We start from the raw sequence: 25,910 nt of genomic DNA on the forward strand, positions 1-25,910 counted from the left end.
CGCCATGGCGATATTCCTTACGTTATGCCTTCATCACCCGGGATGAAGGCATCAGTTCAAATTTAAACCGTAGCTTATTTGCTACGAGCTTCAATAACGGCCTGCGCAACGTTGTTCGGTGCGTCGTCATACTTCAGAAACTCCATGGAGTACGAAGCACGACCTTTGGTCAGAGAGCGCAGCTGAGTTGCATATCCGAACATTTCAGACAGTGGAACTTCAGCGTGGATCTGAACGCCAGTAGCGTTAGATTCCTGCCCTTTGAGCATACCACGACGACGGCTAAGGTCACCGATTACGTCACCGGTGTTCTCTTCTGGGGTTTCAACTTCAACCTTCATGATAGGCTCAAGCAGAACAGGCTGCGCTTTCTTAAAGCCATCTTTAAAGGCAATAGACGCGGCCAGTTTAAACGCCAGTTCAGAGGAGTCAACGTCATGGTAAGAACCGAAGTGCAGACGAACACCCAGATCCACAACCGGATAACCTGCCAGTGGGCCTGATTTCAACTGCTCCTGGATACCTTTATCAACGGCTGGGATGAATTCGCCAGGAATTACACCACCTTTGATATCGTTGACAAATTCGTAACCTTTCGGGTTCGAACCTGGCTCCAGCGGGTACATGTCGATAACAACATGACCGTACTGACCACGACCACCAGACTGCTTGGCGTGTTTACCTTCGATACCGGTAACTTTAGAGCGGATAGCTTCACGGTAAGCAACCTGTGGTTTACCCACGTTCGCTTCAACGTTGAATTCACGCTTCATACGGTCAACGATGATATCGAGGTGAAGTTCACCCATACCAGCGATGATAGTCTGGTTAGACTCTTCGTCAGTCCATACGCGGAATGACGGGTCTTCTTTCGCCAGACGACCCAGAGCCAGACCCATTTTTTCCTGGTCAGCTTTGGTTTTCGGCTCAACGGCGATAGAAATTACCGGCTCAGGGAATTCCATACGCTCCAGAATGATTGGCGCGTTTGGATCACACAGGGTATCACCAGTGATAACGTCTTTCAGGCCGATCGCAGCGGCGATGTCACCTGCGCGAACTTCGCTGATTTCTTCACGTTTGTTAGCGTGCATCTGAACGATACGACCGAAACGCTCACGTGCTGATTTCACGGAGTTCAGAACGGTATCGCCTGAGTTAACCACACCAGAGTAAACGCGGAAGAACGTCAGGTTACCCACGAATGGGTCAGTTGCGATCTTAAACGCCAGAGCAGAGAACGGCTCTTCATCACTTGCGTGACGCTCAGCTGGGGTATCTTTACCATCGTCCAGCATACCGTTGATTGCCGGTACGTCGGTCGGGGCTGGCAGATACTCAACAACCGCATCCAGCATTGCCTGAACACCTTTGTTCTTAAATGCAGAACCACAGGTCACCAGGATGATTTCGTTTTTCAGCACGCGCTGACGCAGCGCTTTTTTGATCTCTTCTTCAGTCAGCTCTTCACCGCTGAAGAATTTCTCCATCAGCTCTTCAGAGGCTTCTGCTGCAGCTTCGATCAGCTTGCCGCGCCATTCTTCAGCCAGTTCTTGCAGGTTAGCTGGGATCTCTTCGTAATCGAAGGTCACGCCCGCATCCTGGTCGTTCCAGTTGATGGCTTTCATTTTGATCAGATCAACAACGCCGGTGAAGTTTTCTTCAGCGCCGATAGCGATCTGCAGCGGAACCGGAGTCGCGCCCAGACGAGATTCGATCTGACCAACTACTTTCAGAAAGTTTGCACCCATGCGGTCCATTTTGTTAACGAACGCAATGCGTGGAACTTTATATTTGTTAGCCTGACGCCATACGGTCTCAGACTGTGGCTGAACACCACCTACAGCACAGTAAACCATTACTGCGCCATCGAGCACACGCATGGAACGTTCTACTTCGATGGTGAAGTCAACGTGTCCCGGGGTGTCGATGATGTTGATGCGGTGTGGCTCAAACTGCTTAGCCATACCTGACCAGAACGCGGTCGTTGCAGCAGACGTGATGGTAATACCACGTTCCTGCTCCTGTGCCATCCAGTCCATGGTCGCTGCGCCATCATGCACTTCACCGATTTTGTGGTTAACACCGGTGTAGAACAGGATACGCTCGGTAGTAGTGGTTTTACCGGCGTCGATGTGTGCGCTGATACCGATATTACGGTAGCGCGCAATGGGTGTTGTACGAGCCATTTTATTCCTCGGTTTTTAGGACGTTCAAAGTTAGTCGACCCCAGCGGGTTGGCTGTTTGAGCGCCCGCTGGTTTAACAACAACTACGCAGCTGTTACCAGCGGTAGTGAGCGAACGCCTTGTTGGCTTCAGCCATACGGTGAACGTCTTCACGTTTCTTAACTGCAGTACCTTTGTTTTCTGCAGCGTCAGAAAGTTCGTTCGCCAGGCGTAAAGCCATAGATTTATCACCGCGTTTACGAGCAGCTTCTACGATCCAACGCATTGCCAGGGCATTACGACGAACCGGACGGACTTCAACTGGAACCTGATAGGTTGAACCACCAACGCGACGTGACTTAACTTCGACAGTCGGACGCACGTTTTCGAGAGCAACCTCAAAAGCTTCCAGGCCATCTTTACCAGCACGTTGAGCCAGGGTCTCAAGTGCGGTATAGACGATAGATTCAGCAGTAGATTTTTTACCATCTACCATCAGGATATTTACAAATTTAGCCAGCAGCTCTGATCCGAACTTAGGATCCGGCAGAATTTTACGCTGACCAATGACGCGACGACGTGGCATGGAAATACTCCGTTGTTAATTCAGGATTGTCCAAAACTCTACGAGTTTAGTTTGACATTTAAGTTAAAACGTTTGGCCTTACTTAACGGAGAACCATTAAGCCTTTGGCTTCTTCACGCCGTACTTGGAGCGTGACTGCTTACGGTCTTTAACACCTGAGCAGTCCAGCGCGCCACGAACGGTGTGGTAACGCACACCTGGCAGGTCTTTAACACGACCGCCACGGATCAGGATCACGGAGTGTTCCTGCAGGTTGTGACCTTCACCACCGATGTAGGAGGTGACTTCAAAACCGTTAGTCAAACGCACACGGCAAACTTTACGCAGTGCTGAGTTTGGTTTTTTAGGAGTGGTGGTGTACACACGGGTACAAACGCCACGTTTCTGCGGGCAAGCTTCCAGCGCCGGCACGTTGCTCTTTGCAACTTTGCGGACGCGTGGTTTGCGAACCAGCTGGTTAACTGTTGCCATTAAATAGCTCCTGGGATTTAGCTTTTTGCTTCGTAAACACGTAATAAATCACCTCGTAGAATTACGAGGAGGCAGAATTTTAGGGCTGTGTCAAAAAGGTGTCAAGAAATAACCAGGGGGCCAACGCATTACCAGGCCATTTGTTGTTGATGTTTTACCGTTAGCGCAACGAAAAAAGTATAGTCCACAGACTGCACAACAGGGGAAATTTGCGTGCTCAGCCCCCGGGCATTCAGGTCATCTTCCAGTGCCCAGAGCTTCGCCCCTGAGGCGCGAAGCTGTTCCAGCGCCCTGCTGCCCTCAATCGCCGCCAGTACGCCATCCTGCAGCAAGAGCAGGTCATCCTCCGGCATAAGCAGTCGGGTCAGGCTTTCGATGTCGCTGTAAGTCGGTGAGTGAAATAACGTATGCAGCATTAGGTGCTCTTAAAAAGTCAAAATACGGTCATAGCCTGCGAGTTTTTGCCGCAGGGCCGACGCATCTAAAATTTCGGCATCCAGAATGCGTGGCGCATTTTCCGCTAAACCGCGCGACTGCAGCGACGCCCTGCACAGATAACACTGGTCGATATCATACAGCGCCAGCACGCCGAAGGTAGCGGCATAATGCCGGCTGTGAATATTTTCCGGCTGTTGCTCACTGTTAAGCTGCAGAACGCCATCTCCAATAAAAAACAGGCCGATATCGTCACTCAACGCGCCGGTGGCCAGCACCGCATCTAACCCTTCACGTCCCGCACTGCTGCCATGTGGGGCTCGGGTGAATACAAACGCGACACGCTTCATCAGAACTGCACCATCCGCTCGCAACGCAGCGCCGCTTCCGCCAGCGCGCCTAAGCCGGCCAGGGTAAAACCGGGCTGAAGATTCGCGCCCGGCAGCGCAAGCCGTGAGGCTTCCTGCGCATCCGTTACGCCGCGCCGGAGTGCGGCCGCCACGCAAATGTTCAGCGCCACCCCATGCGCCTGATGAAGCGACTGCCAGGCACGAACAAGATCGAATTCGTCACTGGCGGGCGCGCTAAGCTGATTGGCGTTCAGCACCCCTTCCCGATAAAAAAAGACGCTTTCCAGCTGGTGTCCCGCTGCCAGCAGCGCGTTGGCAAACAGCAGCGCGCTGGTCGCCTGCTGCGTACCATAGGCCGGACCGGTGACAAGAAGCGCATAGCGCATTAACGATCCTGCCCCTGAAAGTCACCGTTTTTAAACTGGCGGATGTACAGGTACACGGTATGTTTGGAAATATTTAAGCGCTCGGCGACCTGATTGATGGCGTCTTTGATATCGAAAATCCCTTTTTCATACAGATTCAATACGATCTGACGGTTCTTGGCATTATTCGAGACGTTACGGTCGGCGCTCACTTCTTCAATCGTAAATTCCAGCGTCTGCATGACCAGGTCATCGACCGAACTGGCAAAGTTCACATTGGAATCGACCTGCTGCATCTCTGGCGGCAGAAACGTCGACATGATCTGTGAAAACGGAACGTCGAGGTTCATGTTGATACACAGCAAGCCAATCACCCGCTGCTGGCGATTACGAATCGCAATCGTGACGGACTTCATCAGCACACCACTTTTCGCGCGGGTAAAATAAGCGCGGGAGACGTTGCTGTCTGCACCCTGCATATCATGCAGCATGCGCAAGGCTAAATCCGTGATGGGCGAGCCCACTTTACGCCCTGTATGCTCGCCGTTAGCAATACGCACGGCCGAACAGTTTAAATCTTCCAGTGAGTGAAGGACGATTTCACAATGCGAGCCGATCAACATGGCAAGACCATCTACAACGGCCTCATACGATTTTAAAATATCGTAATCAGTTTGCTCGAACGGATGCTGCTCCAGAAGATCGAAGTCGCTCAGTTCACCGGGATTGAATGGATTAGACATTGAAGACATCACCCTACATGGCTGGAGCCTGTCACAGCGGCTACGGGCAGACTCAATATTGGGATAGTTATGCAGGCGATAGTCTGGCAAATGTCGCGGGGTTATGCCAGAGGTTTGTCATAAAGAGAAACCGCCACCCGAAGGTGGCGGCAGACAGATTACTGGGATTTCTTCGCGTCAGCAGCAGGTGCCTGCGTTTTTTCATCCGCTTTTGGTGCCGGTTTGATATCAAGCAGCTCAACGTCAAACACCAGCGTGGAGTTAGCCGGGATGCCCGGAACACCATTTTTACCGTACGCCAGGTTTGGTGGGATAACCAGCTTGATCTTACCGCCTTTCTTAACGTGCTTCAGGCCTTCAGTCCAGCCTGGAATCACGCCGTCAAGACGGAAAGACAGGGGCTCACCGCGCGTGTAAGAGTTATCAAACTCGGTGCCGTCGATCAGCGTACCTTTGTAGTTTACAACGACTGTATCGCTGTCTTTTGGTGCCTCACCGGTCCCTTCTTTCTCAACCTTATACAGCAGACCACTTTCGGTCTTCTTCACGCCGCTCTCTTTAGCAAACTTAGCGCTGTAAGCTTCACCCTTCTCGGCATTTTCTTTTGCGTCTTTTTCCATCTTGGCTGACGCCGCGCCTTTCACGCGGGCTTCGAACGCCTGCAGGGTTTGCTCGATTTCTTCGTCAGACAGCTTGCTCTTGCCGCCAAACGCGTCCTGAACACCGGCAATCAGTTGCTGCTTGTCCAGCTTGATGCCCAACTTCTCCTGTTCTTTCAGGGAGTTGTCCATATAACGGCCCAGTGACGCACCCAAAGCGTATGCAGATTGCTGATCTTCATTTTTGAAGGCGGCATTTTTTGGAGCCTGAGGAGCAGACTGTGGAGCATCGGCAGCGGCCGGAGCTGCTGCTGTTTCTGCAGCCATTGCCAGCGGAGCATTCAGCGCGACGGCCATGGTGGTAGCTAACAATGTGACTTTAAACAGTGATTTCATCCTTTCTCCAAAACCGAAGCCTCTCACCTCGGGAATCATTGCGGACTGAGGGCCCACACTATAACTTTACGTGGCAATGACGAACACTCCCACAACGTAATTATCTGGTCTACTTCCGACCTTTTTTGCATCAGGAAGTTTCATCAGAGATGATGTCATCTGACCCTTTTTCAAGCTAAACACCAAATAAAAGCGAATAAATAGGGCAATTCTGCAACGCCAGCCTTTAGAATCATGCGCTGAGTAACCCCTTAACAGGAGAAAAGATCATGCAACAGTCAGAGTGGGAACAACGTATTGAAGCGCTTGAAAGTAAGCTGGCCTTTCAGGAGATCACTATCGATCAACTGAACAATACCGTCGTTCAGCATGAACTTGAAATGAGTAAGATGCGCGAACATATGCGCCTGTTACTTGAGAAGTTTAAAGCCAGCGCGCCGTCGATGATTGCCGATGCTTCAGAAGAAACCCCGCCGCCGCATTACTGATCCATCCGTGACAGGCCAGGCTGACTGTCGGCAGGCCCGTTCTGCCGAGGCCTGCTGACAATAAAATGCCGCAAAAAGTAAGGCCACCCGAAGGTGGCCCTGCACTACCGCGTCGGACTTAGTGGCTGCAGCCACAACCGCCCGTTCCGCAACCACCTTTACCGTGGTCATGGTCATGGTCATGGTCGTGATCGTGGTGATGACCATCTGCACCGTGAACATGGCCGTGTGCCAGCTCTTCCGGTGTGGCTTCACGAATCGCAACCACCTCAACGTTAAAGTTCAGGTTCTGACCCGCCAGCATGTGGTTACCGTCAACCACAACATGGTCGTCTTCCACTTCGGTGATTTCAACCGGCACCGGACCCTGATCGGTTTCCGCCAGGAAACGCATGCCAACCTGTAATTCGTCAACGCCCATAAAGACGTCTTTTGGTACGCGCTGTACCAGGTTGTCATCGTACTGACCGTACGCGTCATTTGCCGGGATATGCACGTCAAACTTATCGCCCGCGACGTGGTTTTCCAGCGCATTTTCCAGACCAGAAATCAGGGAACCATGACCGTGCAGATAGTCTAACGGTGCACTCACCGGTGACTCGTCAACCAACACACCGTCTTCTGTACGTACCTGATAGGCCAGGCTTACCACCAGGTCTTTTGCTACTTTCATGATATCTCCTAACCGTTGAGAACTAAGATCCCGTCTCATTGGTCTATTCTTGCGTGCAATAACACCAACCAGAAAGGTTCGGGGCTGAGTACAAGAGGCACTCTTTTTCTCTTGCGACTTCAGCGTTAATGGCGTCAATTGTAACGGAATTCAATCCCGCTGTGTGCTTAAGCTTAAAAAAAGCTGGGCCATTTCGCTACTCGGGATGGAAAATTCCGATCACTTGCTCGTTACTGCGAACCTGATCGCGTGCCTGTTTATCGGCTTCCCGCATTTGATGGCCGCACTTCACACACTCGACGACATCGACATTGTTTTCACGCCACATGGCCAGCGTGTCTTTTTCCTGACAATGCGGACATACCGCACCAGCAATAAAGCGTTTACGCATGCTGTTCTACCTGTGTCTTTTGATTACTGATCGTCATCCCAGTCATGGAACTGACGTCGTTCATGCTGCATTTCACGCTGAAAAATGTCTTCCAGTTCACGTCGCGCCTCGCGGACACGGGAAATCTGCGCCATATCAGAGTGGACAGGCATCAGCTCCCGCAACATGCGCATATCCAGCCGGCGGAAGTGTTGCTGTGCCCGATGAGCCTGATGAGGATGCATTCCCAGCGACATAAGCGTTTTACGCCCCAGTTCCAGCGCACTGGAAAAAGTTTCGCGTGAGAACTGCGTCACGCCCGCCTGCAGCAGTTCGTGGGCTTCCACACGACCACGGGCACGCGCCATAATCTGCAAATGCGGAAAATGTTGCTGGCAGAGATGCACAATCGTCATCGCATCTTCCGGATTGCTGCAGGTAATGACGATTGACTGCGCATCAGCCGCACCCGCCGCTCGCAGCAGTTCCAGCTCCGTTGCATCACCATAGTAAACCTTGTAGCCGTACTTGCGCATCAGGTTGACCGCACTAATATCACGCTCCAGTACGGTGATGCGCTTATTGTTTGCCATCAGCAAACGGCCCACTACCTGACCAAAACGTCCGAAGCCCACCACAATGACCTGCGGCTGATCGTCCTCAACGAAGGGTTTTTCAGTGTCTTCATCGCTTTCATTAAAGCGACGCGCCAACAGCCGATCAATTGCCTGCATAAGCAGCGGCGTGGTCATCATGGACAGCGTCACGGTAACCAGCAGCAGCGGCAGTTGGTCGCCCGAGAACAGTCTGGCTGACGAGGCCGCCGAGAACAGTACAAAAGCAAACTCGCCGCCCTGACTCAACACGCCGGCAAACTGCTGACGTTCAGAGCTGCGTAAGCCATAGATTCGAGCCAGCACATACAGCACCAGTAACTTGACCGACACCAGCGTCAGTACGCCCAGTAAAATGGCGATAATGTGGGTATAAAGCACCCCGAGGTTCAGCGCCATGCCCACCGAGATAAAAAACAGCCCCAGCAGTAAGCCTTTGAACGGCTCGATCGCCACTTCCAGCTCATGACGGTATTCACTTTCCGCCAGCAGAATCCCGGCGATAAAGGTGCCTAACGCCATGGATAACCCCAGCGCATCCATAAACAACGCGGAGCCCAATACCAGCAGCAGCGAGGCGGCGGTAAATACTTCACGCACGCCTGAGGCCGCGATGTAGCGAAAAATGGGGCGCAGTAAATAGCGGCCCCCGACGAGCATGCCGGCAAACGCCAGGACCTTCATGCCCACTTTCATCCAGTCGACGCTGCCGCTGTCATTCCCGGCCAGAAGCGGAATCAGTGCCAACGCCGGAATAACAGCCAGATCCTGAAACAGCAGCACCGAAAACCCTAGCTGGCCCGCTTCGCTGCGGTTCATGCCCTTGTCCCGCATCAGCTGCAAGGCCATCGCCGTTGATGACATGGCCAGACCGATCCCGCCGATTACCGCCGCGCGCCAGTCAAAGTTTGCCAGCCACAGCAATGCGCCAAGAATGGCGGCGGAGAAAATGACCTGCGCGGCACCGATACCAAAGATAGAACGGCGCAGCGCCCACAACTTTGCCGGGTTCAGTTCCAACCCGATGATAAACATCAGAAAGACAACGCCCAGTTCAGAAAAGTGCAGAATCTCGTCGACGTCACTAATAAATCCCAGTCCCCACGGACCAATGGCAATACCGGCCAGTAAGTACCCCAATACTGCGCCAATCCCCAGGCGAGCCGCTACCGGTACAATCAGCACCGCCGCAAAGAGATAGATGACTCCTGCGGTCAGCAGCGTTTGTCCTTCCATTTATAACCCTCCATTCGGCAGCGGTGCTGCCAGCCAGTCGCTATAGGCACGGGCATATTTTTTGAGTAAATCAGGTTGCTGACGGCGCGCCCAGTAAATAATCATCGGCGACATCCAGTGCATACGGCACATCTGTGCGGTCAGCTCAAAAGGTCGCAAAATGTCATTCATGGAATAGCGGTTCAGTCCGTGCTGCTGAAAGGCCGTTTCAGGTTCGCCGGTTGTGACGATACTGCGCCAGTACTTTCCTTCTAATGCGTTTCCGTCTATGCCGTTGGCAAAACCCCGGGACAACACGCGATCTAACCACTCTTTAAGTAACGCCGGGCAGCTGTAGGTATAGAGAGGATGTTGAAAAATAATCACATCATGCTCACGCAGTAGCTGTTGCTCATGGTGGATATCGATAAAAAAATCCGGATAGGCGGCATAGAGGTCATGAACAGTAACATGCTCAAGGGGCCTGGCCGCGTCCAGCAAAATACGATTTGCGATGGAATCCTGCGCTTCCGGATGAGCAAAAAGCAGCAAAATCTTAGGTGGCTGCGACATCCTTTCCCTCCAAAGCGTCGTCATTGGTGCGGATTTCCGCTACCATGCACAACGCAACAAAAACCCAATTATGTTGCACGTAAATTAACATATTCTGACGATACGGCGCTTATGATTGTCTTTTCTGCCCTACAAATTCGCCGCGGTGTTCGCGTCCTGCTCGACAACGCTACCGCCACCATCAATCCCGGCCAAAAAGTTGGGCTGGTGGGTAAAAACGGCTGTGGAAAATCCACCCTGCTGTCGTTGCTGAAAGGTGAGATCACCAGCGATGCGGGATCGTTTACCTTTCCCGGTAACTGGTCGCTTGCCTGGGTGAATCAGGAAACGCCTGCCCTCAGCCAGGCCGCCCTTGACTATGTCATCGATGGCGACCGTGAATACCGCCATCTTGAAGCAGAACTGGCAGAGGCCAACATCAGAAATGACGGAAATGCCATCGCCCTCATTCACGGTAAGCTCGATACCATTCAGGCCTGGACGATTCAGTCGCGCGCCTCAAGCCTGCTGCACGGGCTCGGATTCAGTCAGGAACAGCTTCAGCGCCCGGTCAGTGATTTTTCGGGGGGCTGGCGCATGCGTCTTAACCTGGCCCAGGCACTGCTGTGTCGATCGGACCTGTTGTTACTCGATGAACCGACGAACCACCTCGATCTGGACGCCGTGATCTGGCTGGAACGCTGGCTAAAAAGCTATGAGGGCACGCTGATTCTGATCTCGCACGATCGCGATTTTCTCGATCCGGTGGTGGACAAAATTATCCACATCGAACAGCAGACGATGACCGAGTATACCGGCAACTACAGTTCCTTCGAACGCCAGCGCGGCGCGAAACTGGCCCAGCAGCAGGCGTTATACCAGAGTCAGCAGGAAAAAGTGGCGCACCTGCAAAAATATATTGATCGTTTCCGTGCACAGGCCACCAAAGCCAAACAGGCGCAAAGCCGTATTAAGATGCTGGAACGGATGGAGCTGATTGCGCCAGCCCATGTGGATAACCCGTTTAGCTTCAGCTTCCGCGCGCCCGAAAGCCTGCCGAATCCGCTGCTGAAAATGGATAAAGTCACCGCGGGCTATGGCGATCGCATTATTCTGAACGCCATTAAACTTAACCTGGTGCCGGGATCGCGCATTGGCCTGCTGGGTCGCAACGGTGCCGGCAAGTCAACGCTGATTAAGCTGCTGGCGGGCGAACTCGCCGCCAAAGCGGGCGAAATTGGCTTGGCGAAAGGGATCAAGCTGGGTTACTTCGCTCAGCATCAGCTGGAATACCTGCGCGCCGATGAGTCGCCTTTACAACATCTTTCACGGCTTGCGCCGAAAGTGCTCGAGCAGCAGTTACGGGATTATCTGGGCGGCTTTGGCTTCCAGGGCGATAAAGTCACAGAGGTAACCGAACGCTTCTCAGGCGGCGAAAAAGCGCGGCTGGTACTGGCGCTGATTGTCTGGCAGCGCCCCAACCTGCTTTTACTGGACGAACCCACCAACCACCTCGATTTGGACATGCGTCAGGCATTAACTGAGGCGTTGATTGATTTCGAAGGCGCACTGGTTGTCGTATCGCACGATCGCCATCTGTTACGTGCCACCACCGATGACCTCTATCTGGTGCATGATGGCAGCGTTGATGTGTTCCCGGGCGATCTGGAAGATTATCAGCAGTGGCTGAGCGACCTGCAAAAACAGCAAACGCAAAATGAGGCCGCGCCTAAACAGGACAATGGTAACAGTGCTCAGGCCCGCAAGGATCAAAAGCGTCGTGAAGCCGAGCTGCGAACGCAGACCCAGCCCTTGCGCAAAGAAATCGAGAAGTTAGAAAAACAGATGGCGAAGTGGCAAGCCCAACTGGCCGACGCCGAACACCTGCTGGCAGACAGCGCGCTGTACGAACACAGCCGCAAGGCTGATTTAACGGCTGCCCTGCAAAAACAGGCTGAGAGTAAATCGTCGCTGGAAGAGGTGGAAATGGCCTGGCTGGACGCGCAGGAAAAACTGGAAGCGATGCTCGCCTCCTGACAGAGGCGGCATCACCTTTCGTCACAACCGTACCGGTGTACTCGCGGTACGGTTCAGTAAGGCTTATCGCCTAATACCGTGGCGCGCTGCATCACTCTTCGGGCCGGATAGTAATCGGCATTGGCGTAGTGCTGAGTGACGCGATTGTCCCAAATCGCCAGGTCATTAGGCTGCCAGCGCCAGCGCACCTGAAACTCCGGTTTCGTGCTATGCGCAAACAAAAAGCCCAGTAATGCATCGCTCTCTTTCTGACTCAGCGTCAGAATTCGGGTTGTAAAACCCTCATTGACGAACAGCGCTTTTTTCCCACTAACCGGATGCGTCCGGATAACAGGATGCTGCACAGGTGGGTTTTTCGCCGCAGCCTGCCGCCAGCGCTGGTGTTCCTCTTCTGTCTTACGGTGTTTATATTCCGGAAACGACTTTGTAAAATCGTGCTCCGCATAGAGTTCAGACAGCAAGGTTTTGAAGGGAGCAGACAGCGCCTCATACGCCGCAATACCGCTGGACCATAACGTATCCCCACCCGCCTCCGGCAAGACTTTGGACGCCAGCAGCGCCACAGCCGGAGGCGTCTGAATGAACGTCACATCGGTGTGCCAGTTATCATTATCCGGAGGATTATCCTGATGCGTATCCAGGACAATGATCTCTTCCACGCCCGGCGCATGCGGATAAACCGGATGGATATGAAGATCGCCGAAGCGAATGGCCAGCGCACGATGCTGCTCGGGCGTGATCACCTGATCACGTAAAAACAGTACCTGATGACGCAGCAAGGCGTGATAGAGCTGCTCAAACTGCGCGTCACTGAGTGGACGCGAGACATCAAGGTTGCCGACCTGCGCGCCGATAAAGGGGCCCAGAGGCGTAATCGCTAACTTTTCGTTCATTTTTGCTCTCCGTTCCAGGGCGTCAGACGGCGCTGTAGCGCACGCAGACCCAGTTCTAAACTACATGCCACAATGGCAATCACCGCGATCCCTGCCAGCACCACATCCGTTGCCAGAAATTCCCCTGCCGACTGCACCATAAAGCCCAGCCCACGCGTGGCAGCAATGAGCTCGGCGGCCACCAGCGTTGACCAGCCCACACCTAATCCAATGCGTAAGCCGGTCAGTATCTCTGGCAAGGCACCCGGCAGGATGACCCAGCGCAGCCGTTGCCAGCGATTCGCCCCCAACGATGCCGCGGCGCGCAGACGAACCTGCTGTGCGTTGCGAACACCGGCCACAGTCGACAGCACTATCGGGGCAAAAATCGCCAGCGTGATCAGCAGTATTTTCGATGTTTCACCAATACCGAACCAAATGACCATCAACGGTAAATACGCCAGCGGTGGCACGGGCCGATAGAGCTCAATCAGGGGATCGATCAGGGCACGTAAAACCGGGCTGACGCCCATCGCAATGCCCACCGGAATGCCTGTTAATGCCGCCGCGCTGAGCGCAATCAGCATGCGCGTCAGGCTGGCTGACAGGTGCTGCCACAACGTCGCGTCCATAAACCCCTGCGGACCGGCAACGCTCAGTAACTTACTCAGCACCTGCTGCGGCGACGGCAGAAACAGCGGCGCAATGAGCCCCAGTGTGGTCACGCTCCACCAGATGAACAACAGCACAAGCAGGCTCACTGTGCTCAGCGTGGCCGTCAGGGAGAAAGGCCAGCGCAGGCGACGACGCCGGGCGCGGGTCGGCACATCGTTAATGATCGCACTCATGCAAATGCCTCCCGTTGTGCAAATACCCGGTTCAGCACATATTCCCGTTGGGCGATGAAATCGGGATCAGACTTGATGCTGCGGCAGGGTTCGCCGTCCACGAAACGCTGGCCAAAATTCAGCGTCAGCGTTTCCTGTACCCGACCGGGCCCCGGAGAGAGCAGCACCAGCTCGCTCGCCAGAAAAATGGCTTCTTCAATGTCGTGCGTAATCAGCAGGATCTGTTTACCGCTGTCCTGCCACAGCCTTAACAGCAAGGTCTGCATTTGTTCACGGGTAAACGCATCAAGTGCGCCAAACGGTTCATCGAGCAGTAACAGGCGGGGATCGGCAGCCAGCGCGCGGGCGATGCCAACGCGTTGACGCTGTCCGCCAGATAACTGCCAGATATGCCGCTTTTCAGCGCCTTCCAGCCCGACATTTTTTATCATCTGCCGTGCAAGGGCTTCACGCGGCTGGCGCGCCATACCGGCAATCTGTAATCCGAAAGCGACGTTATCCAGCACATTCCGCCAGGGCAGCAGGCCTTCATGCTGAAACACCACGCCGCGATCGGCGCCTGGCCCCTGAATTGCCTTGCCGTCCAGAGAAATACTGCCGGACTCGACCGGTAAAAACCCGGCGATCAGATTCAGCAACGTGGTTTTGCCACAGCCTGACGGTCCCAGCACAACGACCAGCGCGTTATCCTCCACGCGCAGTGAGATGTCCTGTAATACCGGCTGTCCGCCATAGCTCGCGTTCAGATGGGCTATTCGCAACATGACGATGTCCTCAGGGCTTGACCAGGGGCGCAACAAAACGACTCGTGACAAAGGCGCTGTAATCATTACCGGCCTGCGGCACCTTGCCCTGTTCTTTCAGGAATTGCGCCGTGTCCACGATGGCTTTGTTCACCGGCTGCTGCAGTTGCGCCACCTGCTGGGCGGCGGTCAGATAGGTGTTGCCCTTAACCAGTCCAGGAATTTGTTGCTCGGGCACGCCGCTTAAGCGCGAAAGTTTACTGAGGTTATCAGGCTGTTTAAGCCACTGTTCGGGATGGTTTAGGTAGGCTTTCTGCGCCTCAATAGCGCTACGGGCAAAGGCGGTCACGATATCCGGATGCTGCTGCGCGAAGTCTTTGCGTACCACCCAGACATCAAGTGTCGGTGCGCCCCAGCGCCCGACCTGCGACGAATCCGTTAAAACGGTGCCATCTTTCTCCAGTTCATTCACCGCAGGTGCCCAAACGTAAGCACCGTCAATGTCCCCGCGTTGCCAGGCCGCCACAATCGCAGGCGGTTGCAGATTGACCAGTTGAACCTGAGACGGCTTAATCCCCCAGTGTTTTAATGCCGCTAACAAGCTGTAATGGGTGGTCGAAATAAAGGGCACGGCGATCCGCTTGCCGATCAGGTCCTGGGGACGGGTGATTGTTTTCTTCACGACCAGCGCTTCAGAATTGCCTAACTGAGAAGCCAGTAAAAAGGCTTCGATGGGAAGCTGCTGCGTTGCCGCAACGGCCAGTGGGCTGGAACCAATATTGCCAATCTGGACATCGCCTGATGCCAGCGCACGAAGCACGCCTGACCCGCTATCGAATTTGCGCCATTCGACCGTCGCACCGCTCTCTTTGGCAAACGTATTATCCGCCTGCGCCACCTTAGCGGGTTCAGCGGAGGTCTGATAAGCCACCGTTACGTTGACCGCGTTGGCCTGAAACGCCAGCACTGACAGGACCGCCGCCAGAATCGTGAGTCGCCCTTTTGGCATGATTTTTCCCCATCATTTTTATGATGTGGGCAGTGTTGCTGGCAGAAGTAATTTCATAAAGGAATTAAAAGTTATCCCTAATAGAAAGAAATTCTTAGATCATCATCTGCAATAGATTGCCGTTATACGCAAATTAAATTTCAGACAAAAAGCCATAAATTTGTCAGGCGCTCACATCCTGGTTGTGCTATTGATATGCGCTATTATTTGCTCCCCGGTGAGGCTTGCGAGTTCGATGTCGATCGACAAAGTTGCCCTGTTAGCTGGCGTGTCTAAAGCCACGGTATCCCGCGTGCTTAACGCGCATCCTGGGGTAAAAGCAGATACGCGACAGAAAGTGCTGGATGCCATTGCCACAAGCGGCTATCAGCCAAACCTGCTGGCGCGTCAGTTGCGAACCTCGCAGAGTCATATGCTGCTGGTCCTGATCTCCGATATCACGAACCCTTTTTGCTCCCGAGTTGTTCAGGGCATCGAAGCTGAAGCAGAAATGCACGGCTACCATATTCTGCTGTGCAATTCGGCCTCACAGTTTAAACGTGAGTCGGCCTACCTGACCTTACTGACCGGCAAGGTGGTGGACGGCGTGATTACGATGGATGCCGCCGCCGGGCTGCAAAGCCTGATCGATATTATCGGTGATGCGCCCTGGATTCAGTGTTGTGAGTTTGATCCCGAGATTGCGGCCTCGTCCGTCTCTATCGATCATCTGGACGCCGCACGTGATACCGTTCATTATCTGGCCGGCCGGGGCCGTAAGCGCATTGCACTGGTGAATGGCGATATGCGTTATCTCTATTCTCAATATCGCGAACAAGGCTATCGAGAGGGCGTTGCGCAATCGGGGTCAGACTGGACGAATGTCGTCTATACCGAAGGCATTACCTGCGAAGAAGGCAGTCGGGCATTGCAGGAATTGTTGCGTTTAGCGGAGCCGCCGGATGCGGTATTTGCCGTGTCTGATGTGCTGGCGGTTGGCGTGGTGCATGCAGCGCTGGAGGCGGGCCTGCGTGTCCCGGAAGACCTTGCCGTCGTGGGGTTTGACGGCATTCCCTTTACCAGCAGCCTGAATCCACCGTTAACCACCATCGAACAGCCCATGTATCAACTGGGCGCGCGCAGCGTGCAGCTGTTGCTGAAAAAAATTCGCCAGCCGCACGCGCCGGTTGTTCGCGAAGTGTTGCCCTGGACGCGCCTGGAGCGCGCATCCAGCTAAGCTCAGTGCCAGATCAGCAATACGCAGGCCGCCGTTAACAGCCCCATGCTCAGGTTAAAGCGTTTCCAGGCGCGGGGACTACGTAAAATACGGCCGATCATCGCACCAAAGCCCATCCAGATAACGCCTGCAACCAGATTGACCATAACCATGCCAAGACTGATTAACAGGACAGAATGGCGATAGCCCGCACCGGCCAGACTAAAACTGGCGACGGCACCCAGCGCCATGAGCCAGGCTTTGGGGTTAATCAGTTGTAATAAGCCTCCCTGCCAGAACGGCATAGGTGCGACAGGCGCCGCATCGGTTTCCAGCTTCTCATAGGCTGCGGTGGCAATCTTCCAGGCCAGCCACAGCAGGTAAAGGCTACCGGCAATTTTCAGGATGAGATGCAGGGAGGGATAAAGCAGTATCAATCCACCCACGCCAAACGCTACCAGCAGCAGCATTAGCTGCATGCCGATCATAATGCCGATCATCAACGGGAGGGTGCGCAAAAAACCAAAATTGGCCCCCGAGGCGGTGAGTAACATATTATTAGGTCCGGGTGTAATCGCCGCGACCCAAAGAAAGCCTAATAATGATAAAAACAGACTGAGTTCCATTAACCCGGGTTCTCCTCCCTTAGTGAAAACTTATCGAAGCTAACAGTGTGATATGGAACAGACAAGCCTTTACAACATGAAATTTTCGGGCCCTGACGACGCGGCGTTCATTCCCCTGCCCGGTCTGGGCAACCCGCACCTGCAAACCATTCTGCCGCGGTTGATACGGCGGACGAAAAGGTTAACGCCACACTGGCAGCGGCTGGATTTACCTGACGGTGACTTTGTTGATTTGGCCTGGAGTGAAGATCCTCAGTTTGCCCGGCATAAACCGCGCGTGGTGCTGTTTCATGGCCTGGAGGGAAGTTTCCACAGTCCCTATATTCATGGCCTGATGCTGCAGTGCAAACAGCGTGGCTGGCTGGCGGTAGTAATGCATTTTCGCGGCTGCAGCGGTGAGCCGAACCGTCTGAACCGGATATACCACTCCGGTGAAACCGAGGATGCGCGTTTTTTCCTGCACTGGCTGACGACGCGCTGGGGCCGGGTGCCCACAACTGCTGTCGGCTTCTCGCTGGGCGGGAATATGCTCGGTTGCCTGTTAGGCCAGCAAGGTGATGAAGCCCTGATTGACGCGGGCGTGATTGTGTCTGCGCCCCTGATGCTGGAACCCTGCAGCGCCCGACTTGAGCGCGGCTTTTCACAGGTTTATCAGCGTTACCTGTTAAGCCAGTTAAAAAAGAATGCCCAGCGTAAACTGCGGGCCTGGCCCGACACGTTGCCGGTGAACCTCATTCAGCTTAACGCCCTGCGCCGTCTGCGGGACTTTGACGACGCGATCACGGCCCGGGCGCATGGTTTTGCCGACGCCACGGATTATTACCGTCGCGCCAGCGCTATGCCGCGACTTAAGTTCGTGACAAAACCGCTGCTCATCATCCATGCAAAAGATGACCCTTTCATGAGCGATGAGGTGATCCCGCAGCCTGCGCAATTATCTGCCACTATTACCTATCAGCTGACACAGCAGGGTGGGCATGTTGGTTTCGTCAGTGGCACCCTGCGTCAGCCTCGGTTGTGGCTGGAGCAGCGCGTGCCACAGTGGATTTCCTCTTATCTGGATAACTGATTCTGTGATTATTCCCTGGGAACAGGTTTCCCCCGAAACCCTTGAAAATCTTATCGAAGCGTTTGTTTTGCGTGAAGGCACGGATTACGGCGAGCAGGAGCTCAGCCTGACGGAAAAAGTCGCCGATGTGCGTCGTCAGCTGGAGCACGGCGAGGTCGTTCTGGTATGGTCGGAACTGCACGAGTCGGTCAACATCATGCGCAAAAGCGAGTTTCGTGGCTGATGCAACGAACGGAAAATCGTGCTAACAATGCTCATCGCCCGACGTCACAGAGACTTCAACTATGTCTGCACGCCATCCGATTATCGCGGTAACGGGCTCCAGCGGTGCGGGAACCACCACCACCAGCCTGGCGTTCCGTAAAATTTTTCAGCAACTCGGTTTGCACGCTGCCGAACTGGAAGGGGACAGTTTTCACCGCTTTACCCGACCCGAAATGGACATGGCTATCCGAAAAGCGCGCGATCTGGGGCGACATATCAGCTACTTTGGCCCGGAGGCGAATGATTTTGGCCTGCTGGAGCAAACGTTCATCGAATACGGCGAACACGGTAAGGGCCAGTCGCGTAAGTATCTGCACACCTATGATGAAGCCGTTCCCTGGAATCAGGTTCCCGGCACCTTCACGCCCTGGCAACCGTTACCACCGGATACGGATGTGCTGTTTTATGAAGGCTTGCACGGCGGCGTGGTGACTGCACAACACAATGTGGCGGAAAAAGTCGATTTGCTGGTCGGCGTCGTGCCCATCGTCAACCTGGAGTGGATTCAGAAACTGGTGCGCGATACCAGCGAGCGTGGCCATTCACGCGAAGCGGTGATGGATTCGGTAGTGCGTTCCATGGAAGATTACATCAATTTCATTACGCCGCAGTTTTCACGAACCCATATTAACTTTCAGCGCGTCCCCACGGTGGATACCTCTAATCCCTTTGCCGCGCGCACCATCCCTTCGCTGGATGAAAGCTTTGTGGTTATCCACTTTCAGGGGCTGGAAGACATTGATTTTCCCTATCTGCTGGCCATGCTGCAGGGATCGTTTATTTCCAATATCAACACGTTGGTGGTACCCGGCGGCAAAATGGGACTGGCGATGGAGTTAATTATGGCGCCGTTAGTAAAACGGCTCATGGAAGGGAAACGGATTGAATAACCACAGAGGCCAGCCTGGCCTCTGTGAGATTACAGCGCGATCACTTCGTAGCTGTGGGTAATGTTGACGCCTTTGCCTAACATGATGGCGACAGAGCAATATTTTTCCGCTGACAGATCGACAGCGCGTGCCACGGCTTTATCCGAAAGTGCGTTGCCGCTGACGATAAAATGCAGATTGATATGGGTAAAGATGCGGGGGGCTTCTTCCCGACGTTCAGACGATAGTTTCACTTCGCAATCAACCACATCGTTGCGGCCTTTTTGCAAAATTGACACAACGTCAATGGCGCTGCATCCCCCTGCCGCCATCAGCACCATCTCCATGGGGCTCGGCGCTTTGTCGCCAGAATTGCCATCCATCAGTACCTGATGGCCGGACGATGATTCCCCCAGGAATGTTAACCCTTCAACCCATTTGACGCGTGCCTGCATAATTTTGACCTCAGAATACCCTGTTTTGGCTCAGCGTACGCTTTTGCCTGGGAAACAGCAATCCAGAGAAAACGCCATCTTGCTGAAGCGAGACAACACAAGACAGTCGACGTAAGCTGTGCTACAAACAGAGCTGAAAATATTTTTCGTCATCCGAAGACGAAGCCGGGAAGAATGATGCGCACTGCGCCGAATGCAGCCCGAATAATTTCCTGAATGGAAAGACGCTTAACGCTTACATCGCCTGGCAGGGAAACAGAGCCCTGTATTTTGGGCACGATTACAACAGAGGATAATAGCGAATGGTTCTCGGCAAACCGCAAACAGACCCTACACTTGAATGGTTCCTGTCCCATTGCCATATTCACAAGTATCCATCCAAAAGTACGCTCATTCATCAAGGTGAAAAGGCGGAAACGCTTTACTACATCGTTAAAGGTTCCGTTGCGGTACTGATTAAGGATGAAGAAGGCAAGGAGATGATTCTGTCCTATCTGAATCAGGGCGACTTTATTGGTGAGCTTGGCCTGTTCGAAGAAGGTCAGGAGCGCAGCGCCTGGGTACGTGCGAAAACCGCGTGCGAAGTGGCAGAGATTTCCTACAAAAAATTCCGTCAGCTGATTCAGGTGAATCCGGACATCCTCATGCGCCTCTCCTCGCAAATGGCGCGCCGTCTGCAGGTCACATCGGAAAAAGTGGGCAACCTCGCGTTCCTTGATGTCACCGGTCGCATTGCGCAGACGTTGCTCAACCTGGCGAAACAGCCGGACGCCATGACGCATCCTGACGGCATGCAAATTAAAATTACGCGTCAGGAAATTGGCCAAATCGTGGGATGTTCACGTGAAACCGTGGGACGTATTTTGAAGATGCTGGAAGACCAGAATCTGATCTCCGCACACGGCAAAACAATTGTTGTTTACGGCACGCGCTAAGCTTTATTCTTCACGGCATAATGGCAACGTTATGCCGTGAATTATTTGCGTTGAGCCGATGTGGCGAAGAATAATTTATCACCCTGAAGTTAACTATGCCCTGCGCCAGACACTGGTGTTGTGTCTCCCCGTCGCGCTCGGCTGGCTGTTTGGCGATCTGCAAAAAGGATTGCTGTTCTCATTGGTGCCTGCCTGCTGCAATATTGCCGGTCTGGATACACCCCACAAACGCTTCTTTAAACGCCTGATTGTCGGCGGCAGCCTGTTTGCCCTGGGTAGCTTACTGATGCAGTGGCTTCTGTTTAAAGACGTGCCCTTACCGCTTATTCTTTTCGCCCTGCCTTTGCTGCTGGGCGTGACAGGTGAAATCAGCCCACTGCACGCACGGTTACTCCCTGCCACACTGATCGCAGCGATATTTACCACCAGCCTGATTGGCCGCATGCCCATTTACGTACCGCCCCTGCTCTACATCGGCGGTACGCTGTGGTATGGCCTGTTTAACTGGTTCTGGTTTTGGCTGTGGAAAGAGCAGCCAATGCGTGAAAGCCTGAGTCTGATTTACCGCGAACTGGCGAACTATTGTGACGCCAAGTACACCTTGTTGACGCAACTTACCGATCCGGAGAAGGCGCTACCACCGTTGCTGGCGCGGCAGCAAAAAGCAATCGACCTCATCAACACCTGTTATCAGCAGATGCATATGCTGTCCGCCAGCCGCGATCACAGTCATAAGCGACTGACCCGCGCTTTTCAGGTCGCACTGGATTTACAGGAACACATTTCTGTCAGCCTGCATCAGCCAGAAGAAGTGCAAAAACTGGTAGAACAAAGCCATGCTGAGGCCGTGATTCGCTGGAATGCGAAAACCATTTCCGCCCGTTTACGTGAGCTGGCAGACAACATCCTGTACCACCAACTGTCCAGTCGCTTTGATATGGACAAGCAGCTGGGGGCACTGGAAAAAATCGCCCGTCAGCACCCGGACAATCCGGTAGGAAATTTTTGCCTTTATCACTTCAGCCGCATCGCACGGGTACTGCGTACACAAAAGCCCCTTTATCAGCGTGATTTGATGGCGGATCGCCAGCGCCGTTTACCGCTTCTGCCCGCACTCAGAAGCTATCTCTCGCTGCGCTCATCTGCCCTGCGCACGGCCGGACGTTTTTCTGTGATGCTGATGCTGGGTAGCGGGCTGGCGCTGTTCTTTTCGATTCCCAAACCCTACTGGATTCTGATGACCATTATGTTTGTCAGCCAGAGTAACTACAGCGCCACACGGGTGCGTATTCAGCACCGTGCGCTGGGCACCTTTGCCGGGCTGGTGATTGCGGCAGCCTCGCTGCGGCTGGATGTCCCTGAACCGCTGGTGTTGAGCATCATGCTGGTGATTACCTTTATCAGCTATCGCTTTACCCGCCAGTTTTACGGCTGGTCGATGGTGGGGTTCACGGTCACCGCGGTATATACCCTGCAACTTCTGTCACTTAACGGCGCACAATTCTTACTGCCGCGCCTGCTGGATACCCTGATGGGCTGCCTGATTGCGTTTGGCGGAACGTTATGGCTTTGGCCGCAATGGCAAAGTGCCCTGCTACGACAGAACGCACATGATGTGCTTGAGGCTTTCCAGGACGCGTTACGCATGTTGCTTGGTCCGGAACAGTCTCCCGAGGTACTCGCCTATCAGCGCGTTAACGTTAATCAGGCCCACAATGCAGTCTTTAACTCACTAAATCAGGCGATGCAGGAGCCGGGGTTTAACGCACGCTATTTACAGGATATGCGTTTATGGGTCACGCACAGCCAGTTTATCGTTGAGCACATCAACGCCATGACGATTCTGGCACGCGAACATACCATGCTGCCGCCTACGCTGGCGGAGCACTATCTGCAATGGTGTGAAATTGCGCTGCAGCGTTGCCAGCAGCGGCTTGAATATGACGGCGAAAGTTCGCAAACCGATCTGTTACAGGGGATTGAAGACATCAACGAGGGACCGGTCACAGTACTGGAGCAGCACATCAGGCGCATTCTGGATCATCTTAAGGTGATGCACACGATCTCATCGCTGGCGTGGAACCAGCGACCGCATCATGGTCGCTGGCTGATTCGCAGTCTGGGTCGAAAATAACTCAGGCAGCCAGGACTTTCCCGACCGCTTTGGCAAAGCGCGCCATGCCTTCTTCAATATCGGCGGGTTCAATAATCAGTGAAGGGGCAAAACGCATCACATCCGTACCAGCCACCAGCACCATAACGCCTTCAGCCGCGGCGGCATTGAGGATATCGCGTGATTTTCCGGCATGTTGCGGCTTCAGAGCCGCGCCGATCAGTAAGCCTTTGCCGCGAATATCGCTAAACAGATCGTAACGGGCATCAATCGCCTTGAGTGCCTCGACAAACTGCTGGCGACGGGATTCCACGCCGTTCAGCACGTCTGGCGTATTGATCAGATCCAGCGCGGTTTCAGCAATCGCACAGGCCAGCGGATTGCCACCATAGGTGGTGCCATGCACGCCAGGAGCCATCGTTGACGCCACCTCCTCAGTGGTCAGCATCGCGCTGACAGGAAAACCACCGCCCAGCGCTTTCGCCGAAGTCAGAATGTCTGGCGTGACGCCGTAGTGCTCATAAGCAAACAGCTTACCGCTGCGCCCCATACCGCTCTGAACTTCATCCAGCACCAGCAACGCCTGATGTTTATCGCAGAGCTCACGCAGCCCCTGCATAAATTCTGGCGTGGCCGGCATGACGCCACCTTCACCCTGAATGGGCTCAACGACAATCGCACAGGTGTGGTCGTCGATAACGGCTTTCACTGCCGCCAAATCGTTGAATGGCACATGCACAATGTCAGCGGGTTTTGGGCCAAAACCGTCGGAATATTTTGGCTGGCCGCCTACCGTGACCGTAAACAGCGTCCGGCCATGAAAGGCATTATGGAAGGCAATAATTTTGCTTTTAAACGGGCTATGACGTTTACAGGCATAATAACGCGCCAGCTTAAACGCGGCCTCGTTGGCTTCTGCGCCGGAGTTGGCAAAAAACACTCTGTCCGCGAAGGTGGCGTTAATCAGTTTGCTGGCCAGGCGCAAAGCCGGTTCATTGGTGAACACATTGCTGGTGTGCCACAGGGTTTCGCCCTGTTTCTTCAGAGTTTCAATCAGCGCCGGGTGACAATGGCCCAGCGCGGTGACGGCAATCCCACCCGAGAAGTCGATATACTCTTTACCCTGCTGATCCCACACCCGGCTTCCTTTGCCTTTTACCGGTACAAACTGCGCAGGTGCATAAACAGGCAAAATAACCTGATCGAACGTTTCCCGTGTTACCGCAATGTTTTCCGCTGCCATTGACAACCTCGCAAACTGATGAGTTGATTCATGATGAAATAATAATCATGAAATATGCATAAAAAATCACTTAAAGGCAAACACAACTTTACTGTTGCAGGAAATTAGCGAGCAGTTGATGTCCCTGTTCGCTGAGGATACTTTCAGGATGAAACTGCACGCCTTCCAGTGCCAGCGTTTTATGGCGGATGCCCATAATTTCGTCGGGCTGACCGTCACGTAAACTCCATGCGGTGACGTCAAATTCATCAGGCAGCGTATCGGCTTTCACAATCAGCGAGTGATAACGCGTTACGGTCAGCGGTTGATTCAGACCGCGAAATACACCACAGCCGTTATGCTGAACAGCAGACGTCTTACCGTGCATGACTTCGCGCGCACGCACAACCTGCGCACCGAACACCTGGGCGATGGCCTGATGCCCCAGACAAACGCCCAGCACCGGCAGGCGACCGGCGAAGTGGCGAATGGCCTGTAATGAGATCCCGCTCTGATCGGGCGTACAGGGGCCGGGTGAAATCACCAGGTGGGTTAACGGCAACGCCGTCATTTCATCCAGAGTGATGGCATCATTTCTTACCACCTGAACGTTCGCGCCCAGTTGGCAAAAATACTGGTACAGGTTCCAGGTGAAAGAATCGTAATTATCAATAAGCAGCAGCATGGTTATGATTTCAGGCAGATCAGAAGGATACGTACAAGGCCCGGCATCCGGAATGAGGACCAGAGCCGTATCTTATCATGCGGTGTGACGTGAGTGTGATGTGAGGAAAACAGACTACCAGGCGCAGGGAGACGCGCTCGCCTCCCTGGCGGGAACGGGGTTCAGACAGGATGCGCTTCGCTGACGATGCTGGCAAAGACGTCTTCCAGCGGTTGTAAATCCCCTGCCGCACCGGCCTGACTGGCGCTGACCCACTCTTCCGGATTCAGTTTTTCCCATTCCAGCAGGTAACCTGCATGCAGGGCCAGTTGCTCAAAGAAAATACGCTGCGCCCGGCCATTACCTTCGCGAAAAGGATGAAGCATATTGATTTCGCAATAATACCAGGCGACGCGTTTCGCAAACTCAGCTAAAGGCAGATCGGCCAGGCCGTTCTCTTCTTCTAGCGCGGCCATGAGTGCATTACCCTCTTTTTCGATATATTCGAAGTGACAAAAAGGGGTTTCGTCGCGCCAGATGTCCAGCGTGCGGAGTTCGCCGGCCCAACTGTAGACATCCTGAAACAGCGTACGGTGAATGTGACACAGGTAAGGCAGGCCGATTTTGGGTGGGCCCAGTTCAAGCGTGGCAAGCCGGGCGGCGCTAAAGCTCAGTTCCGCTTTACGTAACTGTGCCTCATCATGAATATCGAGACGATTTTTGAGGACCGTGTCGTTTTGCCACAGGTAGGGATCCTGCGTGACGGCAGTATTAGCAGCCATATTGCCTCCTTAATGAGGCCAGACGGGCTTCCGCCTCTTCACCCTTAACCTCCGGTTCCGTCAGGGTAAAGCCTTCAAGCCGACAGCTTGCCCGATAGCTGGCATTCCGCCGCTGTCGCCAGAGCGCTGCCTTCTGTTTGTCTGTGAGTGTATTTGCCATACCGCCTCCTGCTCAGGTTTGCC

General features: G+C 53.8%; 30 protein-coding genes. 8 read left to right on the forward strand and 22 right to left on the reverse strand.

What is annotated here, in order from left to right:
- Positions 1–74 precede the first annotated feature (74 nt).
- The 8 genes from fusA to fkpA form a co-directional block, all read right to left on the reverse strand.
- Positions 75–2,189 carry an elongation factor G gene (gene fusA / locus RAC90_RS15340; protein ID WP_006120577.1) on the reverse strand — a complete coding sequence of 705 codons (2,115 nt, stop codon included), beginning with the start codon at positions 2,187–2,189 and terminating at the stop codon, positions 75–77.
- A gap of 93 nt (positions 2,190–2,282) precedes the next feature.
- A complete protein-coding gene (gene rpsG, locus RAC90_RS15345; RefSeq protein WP_006120576.1) occupies positions 2,283–2,753 on the reverse strand; it encodes a 30S ribosomal protein S7 in 471 nt (156 codons plus the stop codon).
- Positions 2,754–2,849: 96 nt separating this feature from the next.
- Positions 2,850–3,224, reverse strand: coding sequence for a 30S ribosomal protein S12 (gene rpsL, locus RAC90_RS15350; RefSeq protein WP_006120575.1), 375 nt, complete (start codon positions 3,222–3,224; stop codon positions 2,850–2,852).
- Positions 3,225–3,352: 128 nt separating this feature from the next.
- Entirely contained in the window at positions 3,353–3,640 is a 288-nt protein-coding gene (gene tusB / locus RAC90_RS15355) for a sulfurtransferase complex subunit TusB (RefSeq protein WP_033741532.1), read from the reverse strand.
- A 9-nt stretch (positions 3,641–3,649) separates the two neighbouring features.
- Positions 3,650–4,009 (reverse strand): sulfurtransferase complex subunit TusC, encoded by a 360-nt coding sequence (gene tusC / locus RAC90_RS15360; RefSeq protein WP_033741534.1) that lies wholly within the window; start codon positions 4,007–4,009, stop codon positions 3,650–3,652.
- The gene (gene tusD / locus RAC90_RS15365; RefSeq protein ID WP_006120572.1) at positions 4,009–4,395 is read right to left on the reverse strand and encodes a sulfurtransferase complex subunit TusD; all 387 of its coding nucleotides are present in this window, start codon (positions 4,393–4,395) and stop codon (positions 4,009–4,011) included. Before tusD ends, tusC begins: the two co-directional genes overlap by 1 nt.
- Complete coding sequence (locus tag RAC90_RS15370; protein WP_054632986.1) at positions 4,395–5,117, reverse strand: transcriptional regulator; 723 nt, start codon at positions 5,115–5,117, stop codon at positions 4,395–4,397. Before RAC90_RS15370 ends, tusD begins: the two co-directional genes overlap by 1 nt.
- A gap of 158 nt (positions 5,118–5,275) precedes the next feature.
- Positions 5,276–6,112 (reverse strand): FKBP-type peptidyl-prolyl cis-trans isomerase, encoded by an 837-nt coding sequence (gene fkpA, locus RAC90_RS15375; protein WP_006120570.1) that lies wholly within the window; start codon positions 6,110–6,112, stop codon positions 5,276–5,278.
- 269 nt (positions 6,113–6,381) lie between these two features.
- Here fkpA and RAC90_RS15380 point away from each other — a divergent pair, with 269 nt between their 5' ends.
- On the forward strand, positions 6,382–6,600 hold the full coding sequence (locus tag RAC90_RS15380; protein WP_006120569.1) for a protein SlyX: 219 nt from the start codon (positions 6,382–6,384) through the stop codon (positions 6,598–6,600).
- A 118-nt stretch (positions 6,601–6,718) separates the two neighbouring features.
- Here RAC90_RS15380 and slyD read toward each other — a convergent pair whose 3' ends face one another.
- The 4 genes from slyD to kefG form a co-directional block, all read right to left on the reverse strand.
- Positions 6,719–7,273, reverse strand: a complete 555-nt coding sequence (gene slyD, locus RAC90_RS15385) for a peptidylprolyl isomerase (RefSeq protein ID WP_054632984.1) — start codon at positions 7,271–7,273, stop codon at positions 6,719–6,721.
- Positions 7,274–7,469: 196 nt separating this feature from the next.
- The gene (locus RAC90_RS15390) at positions 7,470–7,664 is read right to left on the reverse strand and encodes a YheV family putative zinc ribbon protein (RefSeq protein WP_006120567.1); all 195 of its coding nucleotides are present in this window, start codon (positions 7,662–7,664) and stop codon (positions 7,470–7,472) included.
- Between the two features lie 23 nt (positions 7,665–7,687).
- Complete coding sequence (kefB, locus tag RAC90_RS15395; RefSeq protein WP_375124519.1) at positions 7,688–9,493, reverse strand: glutathione-regulated potassium-efflux system protein KefB; 1,806 nt, start codon at positions 9,491–9,493, stop codon at positions 7,688–7,690.
- Positions 9,494–10,045, reverse strand: coding sequence for a glutathione-regulated potassium-efflux system ancillary protein KefG (gene kefG / locus RAC90_RS15400; protein WP_006120565.1), 552 nt, complete (start codon positions 10,043–10,045; stop codon positions 9,494–9,496).
- A 111-nt stretch (positions 10,046–10,156) separates the two neighbouring features.
- On the opposite strand from kefG, the gene RAC90_RS15405 reads away from it, so the two are divergent.
- Positions 10,157–12,061, forward strand: a complete 1,905-nt coding sequence (locus tag RAC90_RS15405; protein ID WP_039342646.1) for an ABC transporter ATP-binding protein — start codon at positions 10,157–10,159, stop codon at positions 12,059–12,061.
- 53 nt (positions 12,062–12,114) lie between these two features.
- Here RAC90_RS15405 and tauD read toward each other — a convergent pair whose 3' ends face one another.
- The 4 genes from tauD to tauA are packed head-to-tail and all read right to left on the reverse strand — an operon-like array spanning position 12,115 to position 15,533.
- Positions 12,115–12,954 carry a taurine dioxygenase gene (gene tauD / locus RAC90_RS15410; protein ID WP_375124520.1) on the reverse strand — a complete coding sequence of 280 codons (840 nt, stop codon included), beginning with the start codon at positions 12,952–12,954 and terminating at the stop codon, positions 12,115–12,117.
- Entirely contained in the window at positions 12,951–13,781 is an 831-nt protein-coding gene (tauC, locus tag RAC90_RS15415) for a taurine ABC transporter permease TauC (RefSeq protein WP_006120562.1), read from the reverse strand. Before tauC ends, tauD begins: the two co-directional genes overlap by 4 nt.
- Positions 13,778–14,545: a taurine ABC transporter ATP-binding subunit gene (gene tauB / locus RAC90_RS15420; protein WP_033741545.1), complete on the reverse strand. Its 768-nt coding sequence runs from the start codon at positions 14,543–14,545 to the stop codon at positions 13,778–13,780. Before tauB ends, tauC begins: the two co-directional genes overlap by 4 nt.
- Before the next feature lie 10 nt (positions 14,546–14,555).
- Entirely contained in the window at positions 14,556–15,533 is a 978-nt protein-coding gene (gene tauA, locus RAC90_RS15425; RefSeq protein ID WP_375124521.1) for a taurine ABC transporter substrate-binding protein, read from the reverse strand.
- Between the two features lie 235 nt (positions 15,534–15,768).
- Here tauA and RAC90_RS15430 point away from each other — a divergent pair, with 235 nt between their 5' ends.
- Positions 15,769–16,749: a LacI family DNA-binding transcriptional regulator gene (locus RAC90_RS15430; RefSeq protein WP_006120559.1), complete on the forward strand. Its 981-nt coding sequence runs from the start codon at positions 15,769–15,771 to the stop codon at positions 16,747–16,749.
- Between the two features lie 2 nt (positions 16,750–16,751).
- Here RAC90_RS15430 and RAC90_RS15435 read toward each other — a convergent pair whose 3' ends face one another.
- Positions 16,752–17,354 (reverse strand): LysE family translocator, encoded by a 603-nt coding sequence (locus RAC90_RS15435; protein WP_033741549.1) that lies wholly within the window; start codon positions 17,352–17,354, stop codon positions 16,752–16,754.
- Positions 17,355–17,406: 52 nt separating this feature from the next.
- Here RAC90_RS15435 and RAC90_RS15440 point away from each other — a divergent pair, with 52 nt between their 5' ends.
- The 3 genes from RAC90_RS15440 to RAC90_RS15450 all read left to right on the forward strand — a co-directional run bounded on the left by RAC90_RS15440 (position 17,407) and on the right by RAC90_RS15450 (position 19,577).
- Positions 17,407–18,423, forward strand: coding sequence for a hydrolase (locus tag RAC90_RS15440; protein ID WP_006120557.1), 1,017 nt, complete (start codon positions 17,407–17,409; stop codon positions 18,421–18,423).
- A gap of 4 nt (positions 18,424–18,427) precedes the next feature.
- Positions 18,428–18,646: a YheU family protein gene (locus tag RAC90_RS15445; protein WP_006120556.1), complete on the forward strand. Its 219-nt coding sequence runs from the start codon at positions 18,428–18,430 to the stop codon at positions 18,644–18,646.
- Between the two features lie 61 nt (positions 18,647–18,707).
- The gene (locus RAC90_RS15450) at positions 18,708–19,577 is read left to right on the forward strand and encodes a phosphoribulokinase (RefSeq protein WP_033741552.1); all 870 of its coding nucleotides are present in this window, start codon (positions 18,708–18,710) and stop codon (positions 19,575–19,577) included.
- 29 nt (positions 19,578–19,606) lie between these two features.
- Here RAC90_RS15450 and RAC90_RS15455 read toward each other — a convergent pair whose 3' ends face one another.
- Positions 19,607–20,011, reverse strand: coding sequence for an OsmC family protein (locus RAC90_RS15455; RefSeq protein WP_033741554.1), 405 nt, complete (start codon positions 20,009–20,011; stop codon positions 19,607–19,609).
- Between the two features lie 302 nt (positions 20,012–20,313).
- On the opposite strand from RAC90_RS15455, the gene crp reads away from it, so the two are divergent.
- Positions 20,314–20,946, forward strand: coding sequence for a cAMP-activated global transcriptional regulator CRP (gene crp / locus RAC90_RS15460; RefSeq protein WP_000242758.1), 633 nt, complete (start codon positions 20,314–20,316; stop codon positions 20,944–20,946).
- A gap of 58 nt (positions 20,947–21,004) precedes the next feature.
- Positions 21,005–23,080 carry a YccS/YhfK family putative transporter gene (locus RAC90_RS15465; protein ID WP_033741557.1) on the forward strand — a complete coding sequence of 692 codons (2,076 nt, stop codon included), beginning with the start codon at positions 21,005–21,007 and terminating at the stop codon, positions 23,078–23,080.
- A gap of 1 nt (position 23,081) precedes the next feature.
- Here RAC90_RS15465 and RAC90_RS15470 read toward each other — a convergent pair whose 3' ends face one another.
- The 4 genes from RAC90_RS15470 to RAC90_RS15485 form a co-directional block, all read right to left on the reverse strand.
- Complete coding sequence (locus tag RAC90_RS15470) at positions 23,082–24,302, reverse strand: aspartate aminotransferase family protein (protein ID WP_054632978.1); 1,221 nt, start codon at positions 24,300–24,302, stop codon at positions 23,082–23,084.
- 88 nt (positions 24,303–24,390) lie between these two features.
- Positions 24,391–24,966 (reverse strand): aminodeoxychorismate synthase component II, encoded by a 576-nt coding sequence (locus RAC90_RS15475; RefSeq protein WP_006122311.1) that lies wholly within the window; start codon positions 24,964–24,966, stop codon positions 24,391–24,393.
- A gap of 161 nt (positions 24,967–25,127) precedes the next feature.
- Complete coding sequence (locus RAC90_RS15480) at positions 25,128–25,727, reverse strand: putative adenosine monophosphate-protein transferase Fic (RefSeq protein ID WP_006120990.1); 600 nt, start codon at positions 25,725–25,727, stop codon at positions 25,128–25,130.
- Positions 25,717–25,887, reverse strand: a complete 171-nt coding sequence (locus tag RAC90_RS15485) for a YhfG family protein (protein ID WP_006120991.1) — start codon at positions 25,885–25,887, stop codon at positions 25,717–25,719. Before RAC90_RS15485 ends, RAC90_RS15480 begins: the two co-directional genes overlap by 11 nt.
- Positions 25,888–25,910: the final 23 nt, after the last annotated feature.

Origin of the sequence: Pantoea sp. CS_6 (assembly GCF_041954745.1) — a bacterium.
Lineage (GTDB): Bacteria > Pseudomonadota > Gammaproteobacteria > Enterobacterales > Enterobacteriaceae > Pantoea > Pantoea stewartii.